Annotated in this window: 18 protein-coding genes; 15 read left to right on the top strand and 3 right to left on the bottom strand. The window is 70.6% G+C overall.

Features of this window, described 5'->3' with window-relative positions:
• Positions 1–435 precede the first annotated feature (435 nt).
• The 12 genes from flhD (at position 436) to D3A59_RS14040 (ending at position 12,329) form a co-directional block, all read left to right on the top strand.
• Complete coding sequence (gene flhD / locus D3A59_RS13985; protein WP_119155560.1) at positions 436–762, top strand: flagellar transcriptional regulator FlhD; 327 nt, start codon at positions 436–438, stop codon at positions 760–762.
• Between the two features lie 22 nt (positions 763–784).
• Positions 785–1,321, top strand: a complete 537-nt coding sequence (gene flhC / locus D3A59_RS13990) for a flagellar transcriptional regulator FlhC (protein ID WP_170162348.1) — start codon at positions 785–787, stop codon at positions 1,319–1,321.
• Positions 1,322–1,476: 155 nt separating this feature from the next.
• Complete coding sequence (motA, locus tag D3A59_RS13995) at positions 1,477–2,337, top strand: flagellar motor stator protein MotA (RefSeq protein WP_119155562.1); 861 nt, start codon at positions 1,477–1,479, stop codon at positions 2,335–2,337.
• A gap of 12 nt (positions 2,338–2,349) precedes the next feature.
• Positions 2,350–3,300, top strand: a complete 951-nt coding sequence (motB, locus tag D3A59_RS14000; protein ID WP_119155563.1) for a flagellar motor protein MotB — start codon at positions 2,350–2,352, stop codon at positions 3,298–3,300.
• Between the two features lie 38 nt (positions 3,301–3,338).
• Positions 3,339–3,731 carry a chemotaxis response regulator CheY gene (gene cheY, locus D3A59_RS14005; protein WP_119155564.1) on the top strand — a complete coding sequence of 131 codons (393 nt, stop codon included), beginning with the start codon at positions 3,339–3,341 and terminating at the stop codon, positions 3,729–3,731.
• A 7-nt stretch (positions 3,732–3,738) separates the two neighbouring features.
• Positions 3,739–4,365 (top strand): protein phosphatase CheZ, encoded by a 627-nt coding sequence (locus D3A59_RS14010; protein ID WP_119155565.1) that lies wholly within the window; start codon positions 3,739–3,741, stop codon positions 4,363–4,365.
• Between the two features lie 84 nt (positions 4,366–4,449).
• Positions 4,450–5,613, top strand: a complete 1,164-nt coding sequence (gene flhB, locus D3A59_RS14015) for a flagellar biosynthesis protein FlhB (RefSeq protein WP_119155566.1) — start codon at positions 4,450–4,452, stop codon at positions 5,611–5,613.
• A complete protein-coding gene (flhA, locus tag D3A59_RS14020; RefSeq protein ID WP_119155567.1) occupies positions 5,610–7,715 on the top strand; it encodes a flagellar biosynthesis protein FlhA in 2,106 nt (701 codons plus the stop codon). Before flhB ends, flhA begins: the two co-directional genes overlap by 4 nt.
• A complete protein-coding gene (gene flhF, locus D3A59_RS14025; protein WP_119155568.1) occupies positions 7,712–9,367 on the top strand; it encodes a flagellar biosynthesis GTPase FlhF in 1,656 nt (551 codons plus the stop codon). Before flhA ends, flhF begins: the two co-directional genes overlap by 4 nt.
• Positions 9,360–10,163 carry a hypothetical protein gene (locus D3A59_RS14030; RefSeq protein WP_119155569.1) on the top strand — a complete coding sequence of 268 codons (804 nt, stop codon included), beginning with the start codon at positions 9,360–9,362 and terminating at the stop codon, positions 10,161–10,163. The genes flhF and D3A59_RS14030 overlap by 8 nt, the downstream gene beginning before the upstream one ends.
• A 41-nt stretch (positions 10,164–10,204) precedes the next feature.
• Complete coding sequence (locus D3A59_RS14035; RefSeq protein ID WP_119155570.1) at positions 10,205–10,918, top strand: RNA polymerase sigma factor FliA; 714 nt, start codon at positions 10,205–10,207, stop codon at positions 10,916–10,918.
• A gap of 49 nt (positions 10,919–10,967) precedes the next feature.
• A complete protein-coding gene (locus tag D3A59_RS14040; RefSeq protein ID WP_119155571.1) occupies positions 10,968–12,329 on the top strand; it encodes a methyl-accepting chemotaxis protein in 1,362 nt (453 codons plus the stop codon).
• Positions 12,330–12,455: 126 nt separating this feature from the next.
• Here the strand turns inward: D3A59_RS14040 and D3A59_RS25420 are convergent, their stop codons facing one another.
• The 3 genes from D3A59_RS25420 to flgA all read right to left on the bottom strand — a co-directional run bounded on the left by D3A59_RS25420 (position 12,456) and on the right by flgA (position 14,057).
• On the bottom strand, positions 12,456–12,878 hold the full coding sequence (locus D3A59_RS25420) for a hypothetical protein (RefSeq protein WP_157991531.1): 423 nt from the start codon (positions 12,876–12,878) through the stop codon (positions 12,456–12,458).
• Positions 12,879–12,910: 32 nt separating this feature from the next.
• The gene (flgM, locus tag D3A59_RS14055) at positions 12,911–13,228 is read right to left on the bottom strand and encodes a flagellar biosynthesis anti-sigma factor FlgM (protein ID WP_157991532.1); all 318 of its coding nucleotides are present in this window, start codon (positions 13,226–13,228) and stop codon (positions 12,911–12,913) included.
• Positions 13,229–13,328: 100 nt separating this feature from the next.
• Positions 13,329–14,057, bottom strand: a complete 729-nt coding sequence (gene flgA / locus D3A59_RS14060; protein WP_119155575.1) for a flagellar basal body P-ring formation chaperone FlgA — start codon at positions 14,055–14,057, stop codon at positions 13,329–13,331.
• 158 nt (positions 14,058–14,215) lie between these two features.
• Between flgA and flgB the strand changes: the two genes are divergently transcribed.
• Genes flgB through D3A59_RS14075 form a run of 3 tightly spaced genes read left to right on the top strand, consistent with a single transcriptional unit; the run spans position 14,216 to position 15,768 of the window.
• On the top strand, positions 14,216–14,623 hold the full coding sequence (gene flgB / locus D3A59_RS14065) for a flagellar basal body rod protein FlgB (RefSeq protein WP_119155576.1): 408 nt from the start codon (positions 14,216–14,218) through the stop codon (positions 14,621–14,623).
• A 49-nt stretch (positions 14,624–14,672) separates the two neighbouring features.
• A complete protein-coding gene (gene flgC / locus D3A59_RS14070; RefSeq protein ID WP_119155577.1) occupies positions 14,673–15,080 on the top strand; it encodes a flagellar basal body rod protein FlgC in 408 nt (135 codons plus the stop codon).
• Positions 15,081–15,102: 22 nt separating this feature from the next.
• Positions 15,103–15,768 (top strand): flagellar hook assembly protein FlgD, encoded by a 666-nt coding sequence (locus D3A59_RS14075; RefSeq protein ID WP_119155578.1) that lies wholly within the window; start codon positions 15,103–15,105, stop codon positions 15,766–15,768.
• Positions 15,769–15,784 lie beyond the last annotated feature (16 nt).

The following is a 15,784-nucleotide window of genomic DNA, read 5'->3' on the forward strand; positions in this document are numbered from 1 at the left end:
AGCCTCCTGCCCCAGCCCGCCGGCTGATCCTCAGTTCAGCACCCCGGCTGAATACGTACTCGGCGGGGCGCCCAGCGAATTTTCCGTCCTGGTCAATCGTGCTGCCTGCGACACCGAACTCCCGGCGTGGTTGAGGGGGAACGGGTCCGCTTGCGGAGTCGCAGGCTGTCTTGCTGGAGGCAGATGCGGCCCTGGCGCAGCCCGTCTCGCGACTCCTCGGCGCTGCATCGCTGGCGGCCGACATGCAAGGCTCTCATCGCTTGCAGGCATGTAGGAACTTGCCCTACATCAATGTAAGGCGAGTGCTTATAGAAGTTGCAGAAGGCAACCTATGCCTACAAAACGCAACGGCATACACAATCCTCAGCTTCACGGCAATCGCCGCCACACAAGTAGCCACTCCCGACTCCTTGCCGCCTGACTGACGAAGCAGCCATGACCTCTACCGACCAAATCCTCAATGAGATTCGCGAGGCCAACCTCTCCTACCTGATGCTGGCCCAGAACCTGATCCGCGCCGACCGCGAGGAAGCGATGTTCCGGCTCGGTCTGTCGGAGGAGGCCGCGGACATGCTCGCCATGCTCAGCCCCGCGCAGGTCATGAAGCTCGCCTCCGGCAGCACGCTGCTGTGCCGCTTCCGCGTCGACGACGAGCTGGTCTGGAGCCTGCTCACCAACCACGGCAAGAGCGCGACGAGCGATGCCACCTCGCGGCTGCATGCCAGCATCCTGATGGCCGGCCGCTTCAGCGAAGCGGCCTGAGCAAGCGCGGAGTCTTTGCATCATGGCCAGCAAGAGCATCCTGTCCGAGGCGCGCCAGATCGAGCGCGCCGTCACGCTGATCCAGCTCGGCGCACGCCTGCAGGTGCTGGAGTCCGAGACCGAGCTGTCCTACGAGCGGCTGCTGCGCCTGTACAAGGAGGTCGCCGGCAAGTCGCCCTCCAAGGGCCAGCTGCCGTTCTCGACCGACTGGTTCATGACCTGGCAGCCCAACATCCACGCATCGCTCTTCCTCAACATCCACGAGTACCTCAACAAGTCCGCGGCGCTCGAGGAGATCGACACCATCATCAAGGCCTACCGGCTCTACCTCGAGCAGATGCAGTCGCAGCAGCTCGAGCCGCTGCTGTCGGTCACGCGCGCCTGGCGCCTCGTCAAGTTCATCGACAACGGCATGCTGGCGATGACGCCCTGCAGCCGCTGCGGCGGGCACTTCGTCACGCATCCGCACGAGATCGCGCGCCACTTCGTCTGCGGCCTGTGCAATCCGCCGGCGCGCGCCGGCAAGGGCCGCGCCAGCGGCGCGCTGCAGATGCAGTGACGCGGGGCCCGGTCGGGGGCGATGCGAGCGGGGCCTGCGGGCCCCGTTTCCTTTTTCCGTCCCCGATCGATGCTCAAGTCCGCGCGGTTGCGGCCGAAATCCACTGGCATGGTCCGCGGGCGTGATGCGCGGGCAGCGAAACGGAAAACCACCTCATGTTCGTCATCATCGGCTGGATCGTCGTGCTCGTCGCGGTCTTCGGCGTCTTCATCCTCCACGGCGGCAACATCGGCGTCGTGATGAAGGCGCTGCCCTTCGAGATGGCCGCCATCGGCGGCGCAGCGCTCGGCGCCTTCGTGGCCAACAACCAGGGCAAGGTGCTCAAGGCCACCATGAAGGGCCTGGCCGTCTGCTTCAAGGGCAGCAAGTACACCAAGGCGCGCTACATGGAGTTGATGGCGCTGCTCTACGACATCCTGCAGAAGGCCCGCAAGGAGGGCCTGATGTCGATCGAGCAGGACATCGAGGAGCCGGCCAACTCGCCGCTGTTCCAGAAGTACGCGGAAGTGGGCAGCGACCACCATGTGGTCGAGTTCATCACCGACTACCTGCGCATGATGGTCTCGGGCAACCTCAACTCGCACGAGATCGAGTCGCTGATGGACAGCGAGATCGAGACGCATCACCAGGAGCAGCACGCCGCGGTGGCGGCGCTGCAGCGCCTCGCCGGCGGCCTGCCCGCCTTCGGCATCGTCGCGGCGGTGCTCGGCGTGGTCAACACGATGGGCTCGGTCGGCCAGCCGCCCGCGGTGCTCGGCGGAATGATCGGCTCGGCGCTCGTGGGCACCTTCCTCGGCATCTTGCTCGCCTATGCCTTCGCCGAGCCTCTTGCCGGGCTCCTGGAGCAGAAGGTCGACGAGGCCACCAAGGAACTGCAGTGCATCAAGACCACGCTGCTGGCGAGCATGCAGGGCTACGCGCCGACGGTGGCGGTGGAGTTCGGCCGCAAGGTGCTGTATTCGACCGAGCGGCCGACCTTCTCGGAGCTCGAGGCCCACGTCAAGGGCAAGAAGTAAGGGGGGCGCGCAATGGCCGGCGATCCGAAGAAGCTCCAGCCCATCATCGTCAAGAAGATTAAGAAGGGCGGCCACGGCCACCACGGCGGCGCTTGGAAGATCGCCTACGCGGACTTTGTCACCGCGATGATGGCCTTCTTCCTGCTGATGTGGCTGCTCGGCTCGACCACCGACGGCGACAAGAAGGGCATCGCCGACTACTTCAACACGCCGCTGAAGGTGGCGCTGCTCCACGGCGGCTCCGGCTCTGGCGACGCCTCGCACGTCATCAAGGGCGGGGGCACCGACCTCACGCGCACCAGCGGCCAGGTCAAGCAGGGAGATGTCGACGCGCCGCGCTCGACGATCAACCTGCAGGCCATGCGCGAGGTGGTGGCGCGCGCTGATGCCCAGCAGATGCAGGCGCTGCGCGCGCGCGTCGAGCAGTCGATCGCCAACCACCCGCGGCTCGCCTCCTTCCGCTCGCAGATCCTGCTCGACATCACGCGCGACGGGCTGCGCATCCAGATCCTCGACGCGCAGAACCGGCCCATGTTCGACTCGGGCAGCGCGCTCGTGAAGGAGTACATGCGCGAGCTGCTGCGCGAGATCGGCGGCGTGCTCGCCGACGTGCCGAACAAGGTCACGCTGGCCGGGCACACCGACGCCGCGCCCTACAGCCGGGGCGAGCGCGGCTACAGCAACTGGGAGCTGTCGGCCGACCGTGCCAACGCCTCGCGGCGCGAGCTGCTCGCCGGCGGCATGGCCGAGGCCCAGGTGCTGCGCGTGCTCGGTCTGGCCTCGAGCTCGCTGCTGCAGCGCGACGACCCGCTCGCGCCGGTGAACCGGCGCATCAGCATCATCGTGATGAACAAGGAGGCGGAGGAACGCTACGAGCGCGGCGGCGACCTCGACAGCGGCGAAGTGTCGCTCGACAGCCTCACTAGCCGTCCCGGCTCAAGTTTGCCAACCTCCGCCCGATAAGCCTCTGGCGCGAACCGAACCCCGAAGGATCTCTTCCCATGACCACTGCAGCCGAAAGCAAATTCCTGATCGTGGACGACTTCTCCACCATGCGCCGCATCGTGCGCGGCCTGCTCAAGGAGAGCGGCTACCACAACGCCGACGAGGCCGAGGACGGCGCCGTGGCGCTGCACATGCTGCGCAACGGCGGCTACGACTTCGTCGTCAGCGACATCAACATGCCCAACATGAACGGCTTCGAGCTGCTCGCGGCGATCAAGGGCGACGACGCGCTCAAGCACCTGCCGGTGCTGATGGTGACCGCCGAGGCGCGCAAGGAGGACATCCTGCGTGCCGCGCAGGAGGGGGCGGCCGGCTACATCGTCAAGCCCTTCACGAAGGCGACGCTCGAGGAGAAGGTGCAGAAGATCATGCAGAAGCTCGGCAAGTGAGGCTGTGATGGAACGCCCTCAAGACCCCGCCGCGCCCCTGACCGTCAGCGCCTCGCCCGAGGTGTTCCAGCAACTCGGTCTGCTGACGCGCCAGCTGCACGACACGCTCGCGCAGCTCGGCGTGATGCCCAACCTCAAGGGCATTGCCGGCGAGCTGCCCGATGCCAAGAGCCGGCTCAACTACATTGCCGCCAAGACCGGCGAGGCCGCCGATCGCGTGCTCGGCCTGGTCGACCAGGCCAAGGGCGAGCAGGGCCACATCGCCGCGGAGGCGCGCCGCGTCGGCGAGCTGATCGTGCGCGACCCGGTGGCCGCGGTCGCCAAGGGCGAGGTGATGAACTTCGTCGACGACGTCGAGGCCGCCAGCGGCCGCATTGACCAGCACCTGACGCAGATCATGATGGCGCAGGACTTCCACGACCTCACCGGCCAGGTGATCGCACGCGTGGTGCGCCTGGCGAGCGACCTGGAGGACCAGCTCGTCAAGCTGCTGGTGCAGGCCGCGCCTCCGGAGCAGGCGCAGAAGGTCGAGGCCGGCTTCCTCAACGGCCCGGTGGTCGACGCCACGGGCCGCAACGACGTCGTCACCAACCAGGGCGAGGTGGACGATCTCCTGGCGAGCCTGGGCTTCTAAAAGGCGCGCTTTCCTCTTCCTTATCCCCCCATCGCGCAGGGGGGGCGGCCGGAACAATGACGCGACTTTCAATCGTGCATTGACATGGCCGATCAAGACGCCCAGGACCGCAACCTTCCCGCTACCGCCAAGAAGATCCGCCAGGCGCGCGAGGAAGGCCAAGTGCCGCGCTCGCGCGACCTCGGCCATCTGATGGCCCTCGGTATGGGGGCGCTTGGCATGATGGTCGCAGCCCCTTGGCTGGCGGCGCGGCTGCGCGACTCGCTCATCCAGAAGCTGCGCTTCGATGCCTCGGTGCTCGCCTCGCCCGCGTCGATGGGCGAGCGCCTCGCCAGCGCCTCCTGGGAAGTACTCCAGGTGGTGCTGCCCATCGGCCTGCTGATGGTTCTGGTCGCGGTGGCCGGCAGCCTGGTGGTCGGCGGCTGGAACTGGACCCTCAAGCCGATCGCGCCCAAGCTCGGCAAGCTCAACCCCCTGTCGGGCGTCAAGCGCCTGTTCTCCAAGCAGCAGTTCGTTGACGCGCTCAAGGCCTGCGCCCTGGCGCTGCTGCTCGGCACCGTCGGCCTCGCCTACCTCGGCCTGCGGCTCGAGGACTTCCGCGCGGCCATCGCGCAGCCGCTGCCGGCAGCCTTCTCCTACGCAGGCGAGCTGATCCTCGGCGGCCTGGCGCTGCTGCTGCTGGTGCTGGCGGTGGCGGCGGCGATCGATGCGCCGCTGCAGCGCCACCTGCTCGCCTCGCGGCTCAAGATGAGCGTCAAGGAGGTCAAGGAGGAGCACAAGCAGAGCGAGGGCAGCCCCGAGGTGAAGGGCCGCATCCGCGCGCGCATGCGCGAGATGGCCTCGCGCCGCATGCTCTCGGCGGTGCCCAAGGCCGACCTGGTGGTGATGAACCCGACGCACTACGCGGTGGCGCTGAAGTACGACGCCGCGTCGATGGGCGCGCCGCGCGTGGTGGCCAAGGGCGCCGACCTGCTGGCGCTGCGCATCCGCGACCTGGCGCGCGGCGCACGCGTGCCGGTGCTGCAGGCGCCGGTGCTGGCGCGCGCGCTGTACGCGCATGCCGACATCGACCGCGAGATCCCGGTCGCGCTGTTCGGCGCGGTGGCGCAGGTGCTGGCCCATGTCTACCAGCTGCGCGCCACGGCGGGCGGCGCGGCGGCCGCGCCGGTGCTGCCCGAGCTGGACGTGCCGCGTGAGCTCGATCCGCACGCGAGCCGGCCGCCGCTGCCGCAGGAGGGGGCGCGATGAACGCGCAACTGCAACAGTTCCGCGGCGCCGTCGGGCGCCTGCCGGCACAGCATCTCGCCGCGCCGCTGGTGGTGATGCTGATCCTCGCGATGATGGTGCTGCCGCTGCCGCCGCTCGCGCTGGACCTGCTGTTCACCTTCAACATCGCGCTGGCGCTGATAGTGATGATGGTGTCGGCCTACATGGTGCGCCCGCTCGACTTCGCCGCCTTCCCCGTCGTGCTGCTGATGACGACGATGCTGCGGCTGTCGCTCAACGTCGCCTCCACCCGCGTGGTGCTGATGGACGGCCACACCGGCTCGGCCGCCGCGGGGCAGGTGATCGAGTCCTTCGGCCACTTCCTGATCGGCGGCAACTTCGCCGTCGGCCTGATCGTGTTCCTGATCCTGGTGGTGATCAACTTCGTCGTCGTCACCAAGGGCGCCGAGCGCATCGCCGAGGTCGGCGCGCGCTTCACGCTCGACGCGATGCCGGGCAAGCAGATGGCGATCGACGCCGATCTCAACGCCGGGCTGATCGACGAGAAGGAGGCCAAGCGGCGGCGCTCCGAGGTCGGCGACGAGGCCGAGTTCTACGGCTCGATGGACGGCGCCTCGAAGTTCGTGCGCGGCGACGCGATGGCCGGCATCCTGATCCTGCTCATCAACATCGTCGGCGGCATGATCATCGGCGTGGTGCAGCACGGCCTGCCCGTCTCGCAGGCCGCCAACACCTACGTGCTGCTCGCGGTGGGCGACGCGCTGGTGGCGCAGATCCCCTCGCTGCTGATCTCGGTGTCGGCGGCGATGGTGGTGTCGCGGGTCGGCAAGGAGCAGGACTTCGGCAGCCAGGTGGCGGGCCAGATGTTCCAATCCAGCCGCGCGCTGGGCATCACGGCCGGCGTGATCGGCGTGCTCGGGCTGATCCCCGGCATGCCGCACCTGGTGTTCCTCACCATCGCTGCCTTGCTGGGCTGGGGGGCCTGGTGGGCCTACCGGCGCGAGCAGCGCGAGCAGGCGAAGCAGGCGAGTCCCGGCTCGCTCGGCGCCTCCGACGCGGTGCCCGACCCCAACGCCGAGGCGAGCTGGGGCGACCTGCAGCCGGTCGACGCGCTCGGCCTGGAGGTGGGCTACCGCCTGATCCAGCTCGTCGACCGCGAGCGCCAGGGCGACCTGCTCGCGCGCATCAAGGGCGTGCGGCGCAAGTTCGCGCAGGAGGTGGGCTTCCTGCCGCCGGCGGTGCACATCCGCGACAACCTCGAGCTCAAGCCCAGCGCCTACCGCATCACGCTGCGCGGCGCGGTGATCGGCGAGGGCGAGGCCTTCCCCGGCCTGCACCTCGCGATCAATCCGGGCCACGCCAGCACGCCGCTGCAGGGCAGCGTCGCCACCGACCCGGCCTTCGGGCTGCCGGCGGTGTGGATCGACGAGCACCAGCGCGAAACGGCGCAAATGAGCGGCTATACGGTGGTTGATTCCTCGACCGTGGTGGCAACCCATCTTTCACACTCGATCCAGGTCCACGCTGCACGTCTGCTGGGCCGTGTCGAGACCCAGCAACTGGTGGAACACGTGACCCAGCTCGCGCCGCAACTGATGGAGGACGTCGTGCCGAAGATGATCTCCGTCCCCACATTGCAGAAGGTGCTGCAGCTGCTGCTGGAGGAGTCGGTCCACATCCGCGACATGCGCACCATCGTCGAGGCGCTGTCCGAGCATGCGGGCGCCGGCATCAGCGATCCGGCCGAGCTCGTGCGGCGCGTGCGCGTCGCGCTCGCGCCGGCGATCGTGCAGCAGATCTACGGCCCGGTGAAGGAACTCGAGGTGATCGCCCTCGAGCCCGAGCTCGAGCGCCTCGTGACGCAGGCGCTGACCTCTGCGCACGGCCCCGCGCTCGATCCGGGCGTGGCCGACACGCTGGCCCATTCGGCCGCCGATGCCTCGCGTCAGCAGGAGGAGCTGGGCCTGCCCGCCTGCCTGCTGGTGCCCGATGCGATCCGCCCTGCGATGGCTCGGCTGCTGCGCCGCGCCGCGCCCCGCCTGGCGGTGCTCGGTCACAGCGAAATCCCTGACACCCACACGATCCGAATCGCCTCGATCCTCGGAGGAGCTCTCCCCGCATGAACGTCAAGCGTTTTGTCGCGCGCACCTCGCGCGATGCCCTGCTCAAGGTCCGCCAGGCTTTTGGCGACGATGGCGTGGTGCTGTCCACGCGCCCGTCCGCCGAAGGCGTCGAGGTGCTGGCCATGACGGCCGCGAGCGTCGCGACGCTCGAGCGCATGGAGGCCCCGGCCGCCGAGCCGGCCGCCGCGACTGCGGCGGCGCCCGCTCCGGCGCGCGCCGCGGCGGTGGCTCCCGGCGTCGAGGTCGACGAGGATGTCGAGCGGCTGGCGATGAGCACGCTGTCCTTCCAGGACTACGTGCGCGAGCGCATGCTCAAGCGCCGCCAGGCGGCGCTCGCCGGCGAGCCGCCTCCGGCCGAGCCATCGCGTGCGCCCGAGCCCCCGCCGTCGCAGCATGCGCAGCACTTGCGGCGCCTGCAGTCGATCTTCGCGCCCGCCCGCGCCGCGGCCCCGGTGCCGCAGGCTGCCGAGCCAGCGCCGGTGCTGCAGGCTGCCGAGCCGGTGCCGGTTCCGCAGGCCGCCGAGCCGGTGCTGCCGGCTGCCGTGCCGGCGCTCCCGGCCGCTGCTGCCCCGACCGGGCAAGCACCCGCCGCTGCGGCCCAGCCGCCTGCCGAGCTGCCGCCTGCAGCGCCTGCCGTGCCACCGGTGCCCGCCCTCGCGGCCCAGGAGGTGTCCGAGGCGATCAGCCAGGCGGTCGAGCGCGAGCGCCACCTGATGCTCGGCGAGCTGCGCGAGATGCGCGGCATGATCGAGGAGCGCTTCGGCGCGCTGGCCTTCATGGAGCGCTTCCAGCGCAGCCCGGCGCTGGCGCGGCTGACGCAGAAGCTGCTCGACTGCGGCTTCTCTCCCGCGCTGATCCGCAAGCTCGTGCAGGGCGCGCCGGCCGGCGCCGAGGACCTGCTCGACTGGTGCGGCGGCGTGCTGGAACGCAACCTCAACACCGGCGAGGGCGCCCCGGGCATCGAGGACCTCGGCGGCGTATGGGCGCTGATTGGCTCCACCGGCGTCGGCAAGACCACCTCGACGGCCAAGATCGCCGCGGCCTTCGCGGCGAAGTACGGCGCCGCCAACCTCGGCCTGATCACGCTCGACGCCTACCGTGTCGGCGCCCACGAGCAACTGCGCGCCTACGGCCGCATCATCGGTTGCGCGGTGCACACCGCGCACGACCGCGCCGCGCTCGATGACCTGCTCGGGCTGCTGGCGGGCAAGAAGCTGGTGCTGATCGACACCGCCGGCATGGCGCAGCGCGACAGCCGCACCAAGGAGCTGCTGGAGATGATCGGCGACCCGCGCATCCAGCGCCTGCTGGTGCTCAACGCCGCCGCGCAGGGCGAGACGATCGAGGACGTGCTGGTGTCCTACCGTGCGGCGCAGTGCCGCGGCGTGCTGCTGTCCAAGCTCGACGAGGCGGTCAAGCTCGGGCCCGCGGTCGACGCGATGATCCGCTACCGCCTGCCGGTGATGGGCATCGCCAACGGCCAGCGCGTGCCCGAGGACTGGCACCGCGTGTCCGCGCATGCGCTGGTGCAGCGCGCGCTGCGCGGCGGCGGCAGCTCCGCCTACCGCCTCGACAGCGAGGACGTCAGCCTGGTGTTCACCGCGCCGGGCTCGGGCGAGGTCGGCGCCGCCCGCGGAGGTGCCCATGTTTGAGTGCGGCGACGACCAGGCCCAGGGTCTGCGCCGCCTGTTCGCGCGCCGCACGGTCCAGCTGGTGCCGGTGCTGTCCAACCCGCACGCCGGCGGCGCGGCACGACTGCTCGACGGGCTGTGCCAGGCCTTCGCCGCGCAGGACCTGCACGTGCTGGTGATCGACGGCATGCGGCCCGCGTTGCGGGATGCGGCCGGGCTGGCCGCGGCTCTCGGTGCCGGGCGCCCGCTGCGCCCCTGGACCGAGGCGGTCGACGCCCGCACCATGCTGCTGCCCGCCGGCGACGCGCTGCAGGCCTTCGCCGCCGGGCAGCGCGCGGCCGAGCCGCTGTTCGAGGCGCTGGCGCAGGACGAGGGCGCGCCCGACGTGATCCTCTTCCATGCCGATGCGGCGCTGCTCGCCGGGCTGTTCATGCAGCGGCTGGTGCGCCCGCTGGTGCTGTGCGGCGACAGTGCGCCGAGCCTCACCCATGCCTACGCGGGGCTGAAGCTGCTGGTGCAACACGCCGGGCTGCGCCATCACGCGGTGCTGCTGGACACCGCTGCGCCGCAGCGCGAGCTGCCGGTGGCGGCGAGCCGGCTGCAGCAGTGCGCGGCCGAGTTCCTGCGCGCGCGGGTGGAGTGCGCCGCGATCGTCTGCAGCAACGCTGACGGCGACGCGCGGCTGGCGCGCACGCTGCGCGAGGTCTCGCTTGCGCTGCTGCAGTTCGCGCTGCCCTTCGCGCTCGGCGAGCAGCACGACGCGCGATGGCCGTCGCCGCAGCCTCCGTCCGTGCCGCAGTCCCCCTTCGCCCGTTGAATTTCCAGACCCGAGACCAGGGTCGCTTGCCGGAACCCGAGATGTACACCGCCAAAGGCACCCTCCAAGCCAACACGATGCTGCAGCAGTACAGCCCGCTGGTGCGCCGCCTGGCTCATCAGATGATCGCCAAGCTGCCGGCCAACGTCGAGATCGACGACCTGATCCAGGTCGGCATGATGGGCCTCAACGAGGCGCTGACGCGTTTCGACGCCGCGCAGGGCGTGCAGTTCGAGACCTTCGCGACGCAGCGCATCCGCGGCGCGATGCTCGACGAGCTGCGCGGCGCCGACTGGATGAGCCGCGGCATGCGCAAGCAGCAGCGCACGATCGAGGCCGCCGTGCACCGGCTCGAGCAGCGCCTGGGCCGCGCGCCGCTGGAGTCCGAGATCGCCGCCGAGATGGGGATGGCGCTGGCGGACTACCAGGAGCTGCTCGGCAAGGTGCGCGGCACGCAGCTCGTCTACCTCGAGGACATCTCCGGCGAGGAGGGCAGCGAGGACTACCTCGAGCGCCACGTGGCCGATACTGCCGCCAACCCGCTCGCGCAGCTCAACGACGGGCGGCTGCGCGCAGCGCTGGTCACGGCGATCGAGGCGCTGCCCGAGCGCGAGCAGTACGTGATGAGCATGTACTACGAGCACGACATGAACCTCAAGGAGATCGCCGCGGTGCTCGGCGTCACCGAGTCGCGCGTGTGCCAGCTGCACAGCCAGTCGATCGCGCGGCTGCGCACCAAGCTGCGCGACTGGTGAGGCGACTGCGCCGCGCCACCCCCCATCCCACCCTGCGAGGAGGAGACCGATGTTCACGAAGTACAGGAAAGGCGGCAACGAGACCGCCGTCGCCCCGCCGCCGAGCGCCACGGGCGCCAGCGGCAGCGAGGCCGCCGCCCTGGTCGGGTCGCTGTCGCGCGAGGCCTCGGGGCTGGGGCGCGAGGCCGCCGAGGTGCGCGGTGTCCTCGAGGACACCCGCGCGCTGTCGCAGCGCCAGCAGCAGGCGCTCGCCTCGCTCGCGCAGCAGCTCGACGGCATCCACCGCTCGCAGCAGCAGATCGACCAGCTCAGCCACGCCAGCCTCGGCTCGATGACGCGCGCGCGCCAGGCGGTCGAGGGCGTGGGCAGCGAGGTCGGCGGCATCGTGCAGACGCTGCGCGTCGTGGCCGAGGCCGCGGCCGAGATCACGCAGATCGCGCTGCAGACGCGGCTCGTGGCTTTCAACGCCTCGGTCGAGGCCAAGCGCGCGGGCGAAGCCGGGCGCGGCTTCGGCGTGGTCGCCGACGCGGTCAAGGACCTCGCGGCCCGCGTGGAGCAGTCGTCCAAGCAGATCATGAGCACGATGGGCGAGCTCGACACCCGCGTCGGCTCGCTCGCGCGCGAGATCCAGACCGATGCGCAGGGGGGCGGGCAGGGCGCCTTCCACCAGGCGCTGGCGGAGGTGGAGCGCAGCGTGCACGGCATCGGCAGCGCCGCGCAGCAGAGCCAGGTCACCAGCGCCGGCATGAACGAGCAGATGACGCTGATCGACCGCGAGATGCGCGAGACCTCGCAGGCGCTCGACGTCGCGATGACGCGCAGCGAGTCCTTCCTGAAGGTCTCCGAGCACCTGATGGAGCTGATGGCCGAGTGCGGCATCGAGACCGAGGACTCGCCCTACATCCGTGCCGCCCAGCAGGGGGCGGGCGAGATCGCGGCGCTGTTCGAGGCCGCGCTGCAGGAAGGGCGCATCGGCATCGCGGAGCTGTTCGACGAGGGCTACCGCCCCGTGCCCGGCACGCAGCCGGCGCAGCACCTCACGCGCTTCGTCGAGCTCACCGACCGGCTGCTGCCGCCGGTGCAGGAGCGGCTGCTGGCGCTGTCACCCAAGGTGGTGTTCGGCATCGCCGCCGACCGCAACGGCTACATCGCCACGCACAACCGCAAGTACAACCAGGCGCAGCGCACCAACCCGCTCGACGCGGTGTGGAACGCGGCGAACTGCCGCAACCGGCGCATCTTCAACGACCGCACCGGCCTCGCGTCGGCGCGCAACCGCCGCCCCTTCCTGCTGCAGACCTACCGGCGCGACATGGGTGGCGGGCGCTTCGTGCTGCTCAAGGAGGTCTCGGCGCCGATCACGGTGCAGGGCCGCCACTGGGGCGGCCTGCGGCTGGCCTACGAGTTCTGAGCCGGGGGCGACGGCGCTGCGCGGCTCCCATGGGGTCGCCGCTGCCCGGCCTGCCGGGCGGAAACGGAACGGCGCCCCGAGGGGCGCCGTTTTCTTCTCCGTGTCCGTTTCCGGGGCAGGAGGGCGTCAGCCGCTGAGCGAGGTGCCGGTGCTGCGCGGCGCGGCGCTGCCGGGCTGCTGGGTGCGGCCGCTGGGGTCGCTATAGACCACCGGCGGGTTGCGGGGCGGGATCAGCACGTCGATGGCGCGATCGAGCGCGGCGCTGGCGCGGGCCAGCGCCTCGCGCTGCGCGGCGACCTGGCCCGATGCGCGCGCCAGGCGCTCGCGCAGCGCCGGCTCGAGCCCCTGGCGGCGCGCGGCCTGCGTGCTCATCTGCACCGCCTCGGTCAGCGCGCGGTGCAACTCGCCCGCGCATTGCTCCACCTGCGCGACGTCGCGCCGCTGCAGTGCCGTGCCCATCGCTTCGAGGCGGCTCTCGATCGCGAGGATCGCGGCTTCGAGCTTCTCGGGGCTGATCGACGCGGAGGCGTCGGTGAAGGCGGTTTTCATGCGCAATTCGGGCGGGCAGGGGACGGGGCGGTTCAGTGCGAGAAGCGGCCGAGCAGTTCGCGCGCGTTGCCGATCAGCCGCTCGGCGATCAGGTGGGCATCGACGCGGAAGGTGCCGTCCTCGATGGACTGGCGGATCGCCTGCACCTTCTCGGCATTGAACTCGGGGGACGCGGCCGTGCTCTTGAGCGTGGCCGCCGTGTCGGACAGATGCACCTTGGCGCCTTCGCTTTCGCCTTCGCCTTCGGCACGGCGTGCGGCGGCCTGCGTCCGGATCGCGGCTGCACCCGGCGTGCGGCCCGCGCCGCTGGCCGAAGGGGCTGCGGTGTCGATGGGGGGGCCGATTTTCATAGACTTCTCCTCTGAAGCGGCAGCACGCTGCTCCGCATGGGGCTTATTTCGACGCGCCATGCGGGGACTTTAGGGGGGATGTGAAGTTTTGCGCGCAGCTTTACATCTGTACCTGAACCGTGCGCTCGGCAGAGGGTATGCCGGTGACGATGCGGCCGGAGGAGGTGCGCACCCGCACCGGCCGGCCCTCGTAGCCCGGCTGCATCGCCTCGCCCTCGCCGCTGATCGAGAAGTCCTTGCCCTGCGCCAGCAGCCGCACCGTGTCGCCGGTGGCGAAGAACTGGCGCGCGCGCAGGTGCGTGGCGCGCACCGCCTGGCCGGCCGCGAGCGGGCGCGCGAGCGTGCGGCCGAGCAGCGCCTGCGCGTCGAAGAAGGCGGGCGCGGCCTGCTCCGCGAGGTCGACCTCGGCACTGCGCAGGTCGGCCTGCGTCAGCACATGCCCGGCCGGCAGCGCCACGGCGGTGACCAGCGCGCTGCTCCAGGCGCGCACGGTCATCGGCAGGAAGACGCTCCAGCGCGTCGGCCCCTCCACGCAGCGCACGCCGATGCGGCTGCGTCCCCATGGACGCACGCCGGCAGGCAGATAGGGTTCGATGCGCTGGCAGGGGGCGAGGCGCATGCGCGGATCGAGCGGGTCGATGCGCACCTCTAGGCGCACGGGATGCCCGGGGTGGGCGCCGCTCAGGGCGCTGGCCCACGCGAGCGCCTGCTCCTGCAACCGGGGCTCGAAGCCGGCCTGCGCGGCGTCGGCGCGCGCAGGCGTCGCCGCCAGCAGCAGCGCGGCGACGAGGATGGCGAAGACGGCGGGGCGACGAGGCGGCGTTCTCATGCTGGCCCGCACTCTAGAGCCCGGCGCCGCATCGGGCGGTGCCGAATTGCGCGGCAATCGCGCTGCTTTTCCCGCCCTCGCCGGCGCCGTGGCTGTCCAGAATGCGCCTTCACAAGGGCAGGTGCCTGTGGCGCCGGCCGCGAACGAAGGAGCGGGACATGTTGGAGCGTTTGACGAGCGGACTGAACTTCCAGGGCGAGGCGCTGGTGCTGCGTGCCGAGCGGCAGCGGCTGCTTGCCGGCAACATCGCCAACGCGGACACGCCGGGCTTCGTCGCGCGCGACATGGACTTCGCCGCTGCCTTGCAGCAGGCGACGCAGGCGCGCCCGGGCGGCGCGCGCGTGATCGCCACCAGCGCGGCGGGCCACATGACGAACGCGGTCGATGGCCGCCTGCCCCCGCAGCTCAACTACGCGCTGGCGGCGCAGACCAACCTCGACCGCAGCACGGTCGACATGGACCGCGAGCGCGCCAGCTTCGCCGACAACTCGGTGCGCTACGAGGCGACGCTGCGCTTCATCAACGGCTCGGTCAAGACCATGCTCGGCGCGATCACCGGCCAGTGAGCCGCGGCGCGCCTTCTCTCTCTTCTCTCCAAACCTACAGGCTTGCGCCATGTCGATGTTCAACATCTTCCAAATCTCGGGCAGCGCGGTGAGCTCGCAGTCGCAGCGGCTCAACACGGTGGCGAGCAACCTCGCCAACGCCGACACCGTCGCCGGCCCGGACGGCCAGGCCTACAAGGCGCGCCAGGTGGTGTTCCAGACCGCGCTGCTGGACGAGATGGGGGCGGCTGCCGGCGTGAAGGTCACGCAGATCACCGAGGACCAAACGCCGGGCCGCCGCGTGCACGATCCCAAGCACCCGCAGGCCGACGAGCAGGGCTACGTCACCTACAGCAACGTCAACACGGTCGAGGAGATGGTCAACATGATCTCGGCCTCGCGCTCCTACCAGAACAACGTCGAGGTGATGAACACCGCCAAGGGGCTGCTGCTGAAGACGCTGCAGCTCGGCCAGTGACGCGGCGCCGAAGGAGTCCCTCATGAACCTCTCCTCGCTCAACGTCGCCGGCGCTTCCGCCGCCTCCACCGGTGCCACCCCGGCCGCCGGCGCCGCCAGCAACGACCCGAACGGGCAGGACCGCTTCCTGAAGATGCTGGTGGCGCAGATGAAGAACCAGGATCCGCTCAACCCGCTCGACAACGCGCAGGTGACGAGCCAGATGGCGCAGATCAACACCGTCACCGGCATCGAGCGCCTCAACGGCAGCGTGCAGGCGATGCTGTCGCAGCTGACGCAGACCCAGGCGCTCGGCAGCGCCGCGCTGATCGGCCGCGACGTGCTGGTCGAGGGCAGCCGCATGCACCTGGACGCCGGGGGCAGCGGGCGCGCCGCGATCGAGCTCGCCGGCCCCGCCAGCCGCGTGACGGTCGAGCTGCTCGGCAGCGGCGGTCAGGTGCTCGACAGCTTCGAGCTCGGGCCGCTCGACGCGGGGCGCCACCACTTCGCGTGGCAGAGCGGCAGCGCCGCGCTGGCCGGCTCGACGGTGAACTACCGCGTCACGGCCGCCCAGGGCCAGGCCGCGGTCGGCTTCGTCCCCTACACCCGCGAGACGGTCGGCGCCATCAGCCCCGGGGCCCACGGCATCGAGCTCGACCTCGTCAGCGGCAGCACCATCCCCTACAGCAAGGCCCGCAGCGTGGCCTGAGCCCGGCGCGAGCGCT

The organism is Caldimonas tepidiphila, from assembly GCF_003569765.1.
Classification (GTDB): Bacteria; Pseudomonadota; Gammaproteobacteria; order Burkholderiales; family Burkholderiaceae_C; genus Caldimonas; species Caldimonas tepidiphila.